At 33.1% G+C, this 11513-nt stretch carries 10 protein-coding genes and 1 pseudogene; 9 read left to right on the forward strand and 2 right to left on the reverse strand.

Going from position 1 to position 11513, the window contains the following annotated elements; genetic code table 11:
- From ACHZC3_RS06185 to ACHZC3_RS06195, 3 genes are all read left to right on the forward strand, one after another.
- The coding region (locus tag ACHZC3_RS06185) for a hemolysin family protein (RefSeq protein ID WP_394759005.1) at positions 1–861 on the forward strand (861 nt) is incomplete at its 5' end.
- Between the two features lie 212 nt (positions 862–1073).
- The gene (gene obgE, locus ACHZC3_RS06190) at positions 1074–2081 is read left to right on the forward strand and encodes a GTPase ObgE (RefSeq protein ID WP_394759006.1); all 1008 of its coding nucleotides are present in this window, start codon (positions 1074–1076) and stop codon (positions 2079–2081) included.
- Positions 2082–2091: 10 nt separating this feature from the next.
- Positions 2092–3930 (forward strand): family 10 glycosylhydrolase, encoded by a 1839-nt coding sequence (locus ACHZC3_RS06195; protein ID WP_394759007.1) that lies wholly within the window; start codon positions 2092–2094, stop codon positions 3928–3930.
- Between the two features lie 55 nt (positions 3931–3985).
- Here the strand turns inward: ACHZC3_RS06195 and lysM are convergent, their stop codons facing one another.
- On the reverse strand, positions 3986–4447 hold the full coding sequence (gene lysM, locus ACHZC3_RS06200; RefSeq protein ID WP_394759008.1) for a peptidoglycan-binding protein LysM: 462 nt from the start codon (positions 4445–4447) through the stop codon (positions 3986–3988).
- A gap of 218 nt (positions 4448–4665) precedes the next feature.
- On the opposite strand from lysM, the gene ACHZC3_RS06205 reads away from it, so the two are divergent.
- The 3 genes from ACHZC3_RS06205 (at position 4666) to murC (ending at position 9014) form a co-directional block, all read left to right on the forward strand.
- Positions 4666–6816 (forward strand): S46 family peptidase, encoded by a 2151-nt coding sequence (locus tag ACHZC3_RS06205; protein ID WP_394759009.1) that lies wholly within the window; start codon positions 4666–4668, stop codon positions 6814–6816.
- A gap of 80 nt (positions 6817–6896) precedes the next feature.
- Positions 6897–7589 carry a tetratricopeptide repeat protein gene (locus tag ACHZC3_RS06210; protein ID WP_394759010.1) on the forward strand — a complete coding sequence of 231 codons (693 nt, stop codon included), beginning with the start codon at positions 6897–6899 and terminating at the stop codon, positions 7587–7589.
- A gap of 69 nt (positions 7590–7658) precedes the next feature.
- Positions 7659–9014, forward strand: coding sequence for a UDP-N-acetylmuramate--L-alanine ligase (gene murC / locus ACHZC3_RS06215; RefSeq protein WP_394759011.1), 1356 nt, complete (start codon positions 7659–7661; stop codon positions 9012–9014).
- Here the strand turns inward: murC and ACHZC3_RS06220 are convergent.
- The gene (locus tag ACHZC3_RS06220) at positions 9011–9628 is read right to left on the reverse strand and encodes a DUF1287 domain-containing protein (protein WP_394759012.1); all 618 of its coding nucleotides are present in this window, start codon (positions 9626–9628) and stop codon (positions 9011–9013) included. The genes murC and ACHZC3_RS06220 overlap by 4 nt on opposite strands.
- A 53-nt stretch (positions 9629–9681) precedes the next feature.
- On the opposite strand from ACHZC3_RS06220, the gene radC reads away from it, so the two are divergent.
- From radC to ACHZC3_RS06235, 3 genes and pseudogenes are all read left to right on the forward strand, one after another.
- Positions 9682–10371 carry a DNA repair protein RadC gene (gene radC, locus ACHZC3_RS06225; protein WP_394759013.1) on the forward strand — a complete coding sequence of 230 codons (690 nt, stop codon included), beginning with the start codon at positions 9682–9684 and terminating at the stop codon, positions 10369–10371.
- A 3-nt stretch (positions 10372–10374) separates the two neighbouring features.
- Complete coding sequence (locus tag ACHZC3_RS06230) at positions 10375–11061, forward strand: YjjG family noncanonical pyrimidine nucleotidase (RefSeq protein ID WP_394759014.1); 687 nt, start codon at positions 10375–10377, stop codon at positions 11059–11061.
- A 1-nt stretch (position 11062) separates the two neighbouring features.
- Positions 11063–11513, forward strand: a pseudogene (locus ACHZC3_RS06235) (hypothetical protein); the annotation flags it as partial.

The raw sequence follows: 11513 nt of genomic DNA on the forward strand, positions 1-11513 counted from the left end.
TCAATAGTTACCGCGCCATTTATCTGGTTATTGACCACGTCGACAGATTTTATTTTAGATATTCTAAAAATAAAACCAACTGCCGACGGAAAAGTAACCGAAGAAGAAATAAAAGCAATTATCAAAGAAGGAACCGAAGGCGGAGAAGTTCAAGAAATTGAGCAAGATATTGTGGAACGTGTTTTTCATATTGGTGACAGGAAAGTAAATTCACTAATGACGCACAGAAATTCATTAGTCTATTTATCGATCGAAGACGATGATATTAAATCTCTAAAAGAGAAAATGCTAAATGAATTGCACTCTGTTTACCCAGTTTGTCAAGATAATCTCGATGAAGTTATAGGAATTGTCTTTCTAAAAGATTTATTTGCCAGTTTCGAAAAAGGAAACTTCGATTTGAAAGCCATTACAAAAGAACCAGTCTATTTTATCGAGCATACATCAGCATATAAAGCCTTAGAAATATTCAAAAAATCTAAAGTCCATTATGCCTTAGTGACTGATGAGCACGGAATGATACAAGGAATTATAACCCTAAACGACATTCTCGAAGCTCTTGTAGGTGATGCAGCCGATTTTTACGAAGAAGAATTTCAGCTAAACGCCCGTGAAGACGGAACGTGGCTCGTAGACGGACATTATTCGTTACACGATTTTTTGACCTATTTCGACATGGATGATCTAATAAATGATTATGATGTAACCACAGTTAGTGGACTTATCATGACCGAGTTATCTTATATTCCAAAAGTAGGAGAGAAGCTAATCTGGAACAAAATGCAACTCGAAGTAATCGATATGGACGGAGTAAAAATCGATAAGGTTTTAGTAAGTTCATTAACAGAAAATAAAAAATAATAATAATCAAGAACGAATAGTTTGGGCTTTCTCAGGAAATTACATTCCCGTTTTTCGCTTTAATCTTTGCTTTTCTAAAGAAAAAAAGCAAAGGATTTCCGCTTCAACCGGGGTTAAAAAGCCAATTATTCGCCTACTTGAAAATAGTTTTTAGAAATTTTTTTTGTATTAACACGGAAATCTAAAATCTGAAATCTAAAATCTAAAATAAAATGACAGAAGGCAATTTCGTAGACTACACAAAAATATATGTTTCATCCGGAAAAGGAGGGAAAGGTTCTACGCACTTACATAGAGAAAAATTTATAGAAAAAGGAGGACCGGACGGAGGAGATGGTGGTCGTGGAGGACACGTATATCTAGTTGGTAACAAAGGACTATGGACATTATTTCACCTAAAATTCGCACGTCACGTAAAAGCAGGACATGGCGGAGATGGTGGTAGTTCCCGAAGTACAGGAAGTGATGGCGAAGACAAATATATCGAAGTTCCTTTAGGAACTGTAGTTCGTGACAAAGAAACAAACGAAATCCTTTTCGAAATAACTGAAGACGGAGAAAAAAGAATCATCGCCGAAGGCGGAAAAGGAGGTTTAGGGAACTGGCATTTTCGTTCGTCAACGAACCAAACGCCACGATATTCGCAACCAGGATTACCAGCCCAAGAAGCTGATATTGTTCTGGAATTAAAAGTATTGGCCGATGTTGGATTAGTTGGCTTTCCAAATGCTGGAAAATCAACGTTATTGTCAGTGCTAACATCCGCAAAACCAAAAATTGCAGATTATCCGTTTACAACATTAAAACCAAATTTAGGAATTGTTGCCTATCGTGATTTTCAATCCTTTGTAATAGCTGATATTCCAGGAATTATAGAAGGAGCAGCTGAAGGAAAAGGATTAGGACATTATTTCTTGCGTCATATTGAAAGAAATTCGACACTATTATTTCTTGTTCCAGCTGATGCTGATGATATTAAGAAAGAATACGATATTCTGTTAGACGAATTGCGTAGATACAATCCAGAGATGTTAGACAAGGATCGTTTAATTGTCGTTTCAAAATGTGATATGCTCGATGCAGAATTGCAAGTGGAAATGAAAAAACAACTAGACAAAGATTTCAAAGGAATACCTTATATGTTTATATCTTCAGTTGCTCAACAAGGATTAACGGAGTTGAAAGACAAATTATGGGCTATGTTAAATACCGAGGTATAATACTATTTGTATGAAAAAAATAATGAGCAATTCTTTTCTTTGCAGTTTATTTTTATTGTTTTTTACTCAACTAGTAATTGGACAATGTCCTGCAAATCCTGAATTTAACGAATCTATCCCTAAAAGAGATTTAAGAGGTGTTTTTGTGGCGTCAGTAAGTAGCCTAGATTGGCCAACAAATCGTACAGCAACACCAGCTGTGCAACAAGCTGAACTAAGAACTATTTTAGATAATCTCAAAGTAAATGGTTACAATACTGTTTTCTTGCAAATACGACCAGAAAGCGATGCGTTATATGCATCAACAAACGAACCTTGGTCCTATTGGCTAACGGGAGCACAAGGAACCGCTCCAACACCTTTATGGGATCCTTTAGCTTTTGCAATAACAGAAGCTCATGCTCGTGGTCTGGATTTACATGCATGGCTAAATCCCTATAGAGTAAAACAAACTTCCGCTATGGTTTTGGCTTCAAATAATGTAGCCAGTTTACATCCTACTTGGACTTTTCAAGCTAAATTAAATGCTACGGATACTGCATTGTCTCTAAAAATGCTAAATCCGGGGATTCCAGCTGTAAGAGATTATTTGGTTACAATAATACAAGATATAGCTACTAGATATGATATTGATGGAATACATTTTGATGATTATTTTTATCCATATACTGGAATGGAAATACCTGCACAAGATGCGCAAACGTACATAGATTATAATTCAACGGCAATTGCCACAATTGAAGATTGGAGAAGAAATAATGTAAACTTAATGATAGGAATGGTTTATGATGCCATACAAACGATAAACACAACTTATAATAAAAACATAGTATTTGGTGTCAGTCCATTTGGAATTTGGAAATCAGGTACGCCAACCGGAATTACAGGAAACTCTTCTTATTTTGCTCAATTTTGTGATCCAATTACATGGCTTACAGCTGGTAAAGTTGATTATCTAGCACCACAGTTGTATTGGAAAATTACTGGGGCACAAGATTATATAACACTTTCTAAATGGTGGAATGACCAAGTTAAACTTAGAAATAAGCAATTGTATTTGAGCCAAGCGTATTATAGAATGACAGATGCTAGTAATTGGGCAGTTACCGAAATTCAAAATCAAATTATCCAAGACAGAGCTGCTAATATGGATGCCACTTTTGGGCAAATTGCTTATAGATATACATCTATTAAAAATAATGATAAAACAATAAATACTGCATTAAACGCAGCACAATATCAGTACAAATCTTTTGCACCACCTATTTTAGGAATAGGAAAAGATATAGTTTGTCCAAATGTTCCAACTAATATTAGAATAGAAGGATTGTATGTAAAATGGGATACACCAACTGTTGCGCCTGATGGAGATTTGCCAGTAAAGTATGTGGTTTATGCTTTCGATAATGCAGCGCAAGCATTAACAAATAAAGAGGACGGATCTAAAATAGTAGATATTGTTACAGGAAATCAATTATTGGTTACGGCTGGGTTAACAACTAAATATTTTGTAGTATCGTCATTAGATAAAAACAATAACGAAAATGGAGATTTTACACAGCCTTTTCTTAGTATAACAAGTCAGAGTTTAGTAAATGAAAATACATTAAATATTTATCCAAATCCTTTTTCAGAACAATTTATCATTTATAATGAAAATAATGATTTATTAGGAAAAGCGGAAGTTAAGATCTATGATTTGTCAGGGAAACAAGTTTTTAGTCAAATTTTCGATAACAATACCAACGAATTTAAAATTAAACCTAACAATCTTAAAAAAGGATTTTACTTAGGAAAAATAACTCTAGAAAAGGGAAATAGTAAAACGTTTAAAGTTATAAAAGAATAGGAATAGTAATAAAAAATCATAAAAAAGGCACTCAACGAGTGCCTTTTTTGTTAATCTATAAATTAGGAATTCTTAAAACTTGACCTGGATAAATCTCATCTGGATCTTGTAGCATAGGTTTGTTTGCTTCAAAAATAACATCATATTTAGTTGCGTCATCATAATAGGTTTTAGCAATTTTAGATAACCAATCGCCTGATACGACTGTATGATATCTTGCTTCTGGAGCAGGAGTAGCAACAGTCATTTGGTTATCAACCGTTTCTACACCATCAACATTCCCTAAAGCCAAAACAATTTTTTCTGAGTCTGCTTGTTGATCTACTTCACCACTCACAGCTACAGAATCATCTGGCATTACTGAAACTTTTAATGTTTTAAAAGGCAAACCTAAAGCTTGAACATGAGCTAATAAAGCACTTGCTTTCAATTGTGATTTCTCTTCAGCTGGAGCTGCTTCTTCTTTTGCGCCAAATAATTTTTTTCCAGCACCTTTAATAAACGAAAATAATCCCATAATTAATTTTTTTTAATTGTTATTAACTCAAATTTAGCAAATTAAATGCCAACGTTGAAAAATCTTACTAATAAATTTCAATTAAATTATGATTTTTTAACAACTATTTGATTTTGAGCTTATAAGTTAAAGTTATCTTAACAAACTATTTTTAGTAGTTCATTTTTCTTGATTTTTTTAAGAAATAAATTATATTCGCACCACTAAAAAATAAAATCATGAAAAAATTAATTTTATCCTTAATTGTTTCTATAATGCTTGTTCCTACAAGTGTTAAAGCAGATGAAGGAATGTGGTTCCTAATGTTCATAGAACGTTTAAATCACAGAGATATGCAAAAATTAGGTTTGCAACTAACTGCTCAAGAAATTTACAGCATCAACAATCACAGTTTAAAAGATGCTATCGTTCAGTTTAATGGTGGTTGTACTGCCGAAGTAATTTCAAAAGAGGGATTAGTATTAACAAATCATCACTGTGGTTACGATGCAATTGCTGAGCTTTCTACTGCTGAAAAAAATCTTCTAAAAGATGGTTTCTGGGCAGAGAATAGACAAGCAGAAATTAAACCTTCTAGTTTATTCGTGCGTTTTTTCGTTCGTATGGACGATTGTTCTAAACGTATTTTAGCAAAAGTTAACCCTTCAATGACCGAATTGGAGCGTGAAGCAGCTATCAATAAAGAAATCGCTTTAATCGAAAAAGAAAATAACGAAGGCGGTAAATACACTGTTTCTGTTCGTCCTTTCTTTCAAGGAAATGAATATTACTATTTCGTTTACCAAGATTATAAAGACGTTCGTTTAGTAGGAACTCCTCCTGAAAGTTTAGGGAAATTTGGAGGAGATACTGACAACTGGGAATGGCCACGTCACACTGCCGATTTCTCTATGTTCCGTATTTACGGAGATGTTAACGGAAATCCAGCAGATTATGCTGCGAATAATGTTCCGTTAAAACCAAAACATTACTTGCCAGTTAATTTAGGTGGCGTAAAAGAAAATGATTTTGCTATGATTTTAGGTTATCCAGGTCGTACGAATCGTTGGATGCCAGCTGGAGGGATTGAGCAAAATGTAAAATTTGCTTATCCTGCTTGGGTTGAAGGAGCAAAAACTGGAATGGACGGAATGAAAAAGTATATGGATCAAAGTGAAGCGCTTAATCTTGTATATGCTTCAAAATATGCAGGTACTGCAAACTACTGGAAAAACCGTCAAGGGATGATAGATGCGTTATCTAAATTTGGTACTGCAAAATCTAAAGCGGCTCAAGAAGCTAAATTTAACAAATGGGCAAACTTACCAGCAAACAAAGCTAAATACGGAAATGTTGTTTCAAATATTAATAATTTCTATGCTTTAACAAACGAAAAAGCACGTCACGATAACTATTTACAACAATTGTTCAGAACTAGTGCTTTCGGTACTATCGGAAGAACTTTAGGAAAACAAATGGATTCATATGCTAAAGGTGATGCTGCAAAACGCGCTCAATTAGCTCCAGCGATTTCTGGAATGGCAGAAGAAATGTTTAAAGAATTGCATCTTCCTGCTGAAAAAGATATTATGGCTGCGCAATTAAAATTGTATGCAACTAAATCTGTGGGTTACGCTATTGCTCCAGCGGTAGATAAATTAGCCAAAGAAAACAACAATGATTTTATTAAATATGTAAATGCTGCTTTCGACTTAAGTATTTTTACTTCAAAAGAAAGAATCAATGCGTTTTTAGCATTGCCAAGTCAAGGTTTATTAGATAATGATCCTTTGTATGTGCTTTCTAATGATATGTTGACACACTTTACGTCAAAATCTGATGCTATTGCAAAAGCACAAAACGATTATGGATCTTCATTCCGTTTATTGGTTGAAGGTTTACGTGAGTCTAAAATTGGCGCTATCAAATATCCAGATGCTAACTCAACTTTGCGTTTAACTTACGGAAAAGTGCGTTCGTTACCAGCTGACAAACGTAATGATGCTAAAGTAAATAATTATACAACTCTTGATGGTCAAGTTAAGAAATACAAAAAAGGAGATCAAGAATTTGATTTACCAGTTCGTGTATTAGAGATGAATAAGAACAAAGATTTTGGTCGTTTTGCAGATAAAGATGGTTCACTTCACGTAAATTTCTTAACAGACAATGACATTACAGGAGGAAACTCAGGTTCGCCAGTTCTTAACGGAAAAGGAGAATTAATTGGTCTTGCTTTCGACGGAAATATTGAAGCTATGGCTGGTGATGTTATTTTTGATTCTAAATTACAAAGAACTATCAATGTTGATATTCGTTATGTGCTTTGGGTGATCGAGAATTTCTCAGGAGCTAAACATATTGTGGATGAAATGACTTTGGTGAAATAATCACTATAAAAAAAATAAAATTGAACCGTTTCATTCTTGGAGCGGTTTTTTTATTGATAGCATTTCCTTACTTTTGAAAAATGAAACAAATTGCCTTTGTATTTCTATTATTACCATTGTTTGTTTGGTCGCAAACAACATTCGATAAAGCTAAAATTCTTTTCGAACAAGGAGAGTATGCTTCAGCAGAAACTTTATTTGAAAACTATCTAAAAACCAATCCAACCAATACTAAAACCATCGAATATTTAGGTGATATTGCGGGACACCAACGAGAATGGGATAATGCAATTTATTATTATAAAAAACTGAGAATCACATTTCCGAAAAATGCTAATTATTGGTACAAGTTTGGTGGAGCTTTAGGAATGAAAGCTAAATCGGTCAATAAATTTAAAGCACTCGGAATGATTGATGATATAGAAAGTGCTTTTCTAACCGCTGCAAGACTCGATTCAAAACACATAGAAACTCGCTGGGCTTTAGTGGTTTTGTACGTCGAATTGCCAGGAATTATTGGCGGAAGTGAAGTAAAAGCTACTAAATACGCTAATGAATTAGCAGCTATAACAGAAGTAGACGGTTACCTTGCAAAAGGTTATATTGATGTGTATTTCAAACGCTATCAAGATGCCGAAAAAAATTATAGAAAATCTTATGAAATTGGTCATTCAAAAACCACATTCAATAAATTATATGATTTATATTTGAATAAATTGAAGGACAAACAAAAAGCTCAAAAATTAAAAGAAGAATTCGATAAAAAAGTTTAATCGAATATTTGGTTAATCATTAATTCGATTTGCCATATAAACGAATAACCGAATAAACAAACAACAGAAATGCGTACACATTTTATCGCCATCGGTGGCAGCGCCATGCACAATTTAGCATTGGCATTACATAATAAAGGATATCAAGTTACAGGAAGTGATGATGCTATTTTCGAACCATCAAAATCACGTTTAGAAAAAAAAGGACTCATGCCTTTAGAACTTGGTTGGTTTCCTGAAAAAATTACGTCAGATATCGAGTCGATAATTCTAGGAATGCACGCCAAAGCCGATAATCCAGAATTGCTAAAAGCAGAAGAATTAGGGCTGAAAATATATTCGTATCCTGAATTCTTATTCGAACAATCTAAAAATAAAACACGTGTTGTTATAGGTGGTTCTCACGGAAAAACCACAATAACATCTATGATTTTACACGTGATGCATTATCATAATATTGAAGTCGATTATATGGTTGGTGCGCAACTGGAAGGCTTTGATACCATGGTGCATCTTACCGAAGAAAATGATTTTATCGTTTTGGAGGGTGATGAATATTTGTCTTCACCAATTGATAGAAGACCAAAATTTCATTTATACCAACCTAATATTGCCTTAATTTCAGGAATTGCTTGGGATCATATAAATGTGTTTCCAACGTATGAAAACTATGTAGAGCAGTTTGAAATTTTTATTCAAAAAATTACCAATGGCGGAATTTTAGTTTACAATGAAGACGATTCGGAAGTAAAAAGAGTTGCCGAAGCTTCGACAAATCCTATCAGACGAATTCCGTATCACACGCCAAAATATTCGGTAAATGATGGAATAACTTTGCTAGAAACACCAGAAGGAGATATGCCAATCGAAGTTTTTGGAGCACATAATCTTAATAATCTGGCTGGAGCCAAATGGATTTGCCAAAATATGGGTGTCGATGAAGCCGATTTTTATGAAGCTATTGCAAGTTTCAAAGGTGCTTCAAAAAGATTAGAAAAAATTGCTGAAAGCAAAACAAAAGTAGCTTACAAAGATTTTGCGCATTCGCCAAGTAAAGTTGCCGCTACAACCAAAGCTGTAAAAGAACAATATCCTAACAGAAAAGTCGTGGCTTGTTTGGAGCTCCATACTTATAGTAGTTTGAATGCCGAATTTCTTAAAGAATATGAAGGCGCTTTAGAATATGCCGATGTTGCCGTTGTTTTCTACTCGCCCGATGCCGTAAAAATAAAACAACTCGAAGAAGTTACGTATGAGCAAATCGCAAAAGCTTTTAACCGCAAAGATTTAATTATTTATACCAATCCAAAAGATTTTAAAGATTATTTATTTAACCTTAATCTCGAAAATTCTGCATTATTATTAATGAGTTCTGGAAATTATGGCGGATTAAATTTTGATGAGGTAAAAGAACTTATAGGTTAATTCCCGTATTTATAATGTCCAACGATTTCATAACTGAACAAACAATCTTGAAGAACTTGTCCATTTCCTACATTATGAACAATCATTGGGCGTTTTCCGTCCAATGATTTTTTATTTGTAATAATTCCTATGTGTGGTAATTTGTTATTTATCAGCCAAGTTACAATTTCACCAACTTTATAATCATCAGAATTATTTGTAATCTTTAATTTTTGACCTTTTCTCGAAAAGAATATTTCTAAGTTAGGAACTCGTCTATGATCTATATTTGTATCAGGTTTTGTTAATCCCCATTTTTTTAAATTTGGATATTTTGAGAAATTAGTTTTCAAATCTATATGAACCTCTTTTTGTAAATCAATGTTTAATTTTCTATATGAACGAATAACAACATCTGTGCAAACGCCTTTATTTTTTGGAATATCTCCATTTGGATATTTTATGGCAAAATAAGACGGATCGTAATCGATATTCTTGTCAATTATAGAAATAGCAGCGTCAGATAATTGTTCGTCAAAGGTTTTTATACTAGTTTTTCGGCTAGTATTTTCTTTAGAATTATAACTACAAGTAAAAAAAGATAAAGAGAATAGTATAAGATAAATTACTTTCATTATTTTGTATTTATATTAGTAACGTAAAAAACACGAATATAATTGTATAAGCCATGGAACAAAATCTCTCTATAAAAAATTGGTCAGAAGACGATCAGCCACGAGAAAAACTCATGCTAAAAGGGAAGCAAGTTTTAAGCGATGCCGAGTTGGTTGCAATTCTTATTGGTTCGGGAAGTAGATCGGAAAGCGCTGTGCAATTATCGCAACGCATTTTGTCTAGTGTCGATAATAATTTGAATGCATTAGGAAAACTATCCATCAAACAGTTAACCGAGTTTAAAGGAATTGGCGAGGCAAAAGCTATCTCTATCGTTGCTGCAACCGAATTAGGTCGTCGTCGTCGAGCAGAAGAAACAGTGGAACTCAAAAAAATTACTTCTAGTAAAGCAGTTTTCGATATTATGCAACCTATTATTGGGGAATTAGTACACGAGGAATTTTGGGTTTTATTTCTAAACAATGCTAACAAAGTGATATATAAATCACAGATTAGCAAAGGAGGAATTACAGGAACCGTTGTCGATGTTCGTATGGTTTTTAAAATGGCATTAGAACAAAATGCAACTTCAATAATCTTAACACACAATCATCCTTCAGGAAAACTAGAAGCGAGCGATGCCGATAAAAATATTACAAAGCAACTAAAATTAGCGGGACAACAACTGTCAATTCCTGTTTTAGATCACATTATTGTTACCGAAAACGATTATTTAAGTTTTCAAGACGCAAATATTTTTTAGTTTATGAAAAACAGAATAAAACATATTTTTTTCGATTTAGATCACACACTTTGGGATTTTGATAAAAATTCAGAGTTGGCTTTCGAACGAATATTAAATAATTATTTTCCAAACATTAAAGTGGAAGATTTCATAGCTGTTTATGCGCCAATTAATCAATCTTGTTGGAAATTGTATCAAAAAGATAAAATCACACACCAAGAATTGCGTTACAAAAGACTAAAAGATACTTTCGATATTTTGAATCATGATATTTCAGACAATCAAATTGATGTGATTTCGGATCAATATATCGAATTTTTGCCCGATTTTAATCATTTGTTCGACAACGCGATCGAAGTTTTAAATTTCTTAAATGATAAGTATCAATTGCATATAATTACCAATGGTTTTGCCGAAGTGCAATATAAAAAACTAAACAATTCTAATATTAGTCATTATTTCAAAACTATTACAAATTCGGAATTAGCAGGAGCTAAAAAACCAAACCCAATTATTTTTGAACACGCTTTAAACGTTGCCAATGCTCAAAAAAATGAAAGTGTTATGATAGGAGATTGCCTAGATGCGGATGTAAATGGCGCCTTAGATTTTGGTATAGAAGCAATTTTCTTTAATCCAAATCAAATAAAAGTGATACAAAGTGTCAATCAAATTGCTAACTTAGCAGAACTAAAAAAACTTTTTTAAAATGAAAAATAGATTATTTTTAATAGTACTTACTTTAATTTCAAGTTTGTCCTTTTCTCAATCAACTTTGAATGATTATGAAATGGCAATTATCCCTTCAAAATTTGAGTTTCAAAATGAAGACAATGAATATAGGATTAACACCACAATTAAATCTTTTTTAAAGCAAAAAGGATTCGAAGTTTATGTTTCGACCGATGTTTTACCAGAAGGATTTATAGATTACAATTGCAATAAAGTTTTTGTAAACGTCATCGAAGAAAACACTATGTTTTCTACAAAGCTAAAAATCGAGTTTAAAGATTGTAGGCAGGTAGTTTTGTTTACTACTGATTTAGGAGAAAGTAGAGAAAAAGAATTGGCAAAAGCATACAATCAAGCTTTGCTTTTAACCTTAAAATCTTTCGACAAAGCAAAGTATAAGTTTTCAGGAAAAACCTATTATGATGAGG

It is taken from the genome of Flavobacterium sp., from assembly GCF_043720215.1.
In the GTDB taxonomy this organism is placed as follows: Bacteria; Bacteroidota; Bacteroidia; order Flavobacteriales; family Flavobacteriaceae; genus Flavobacterium.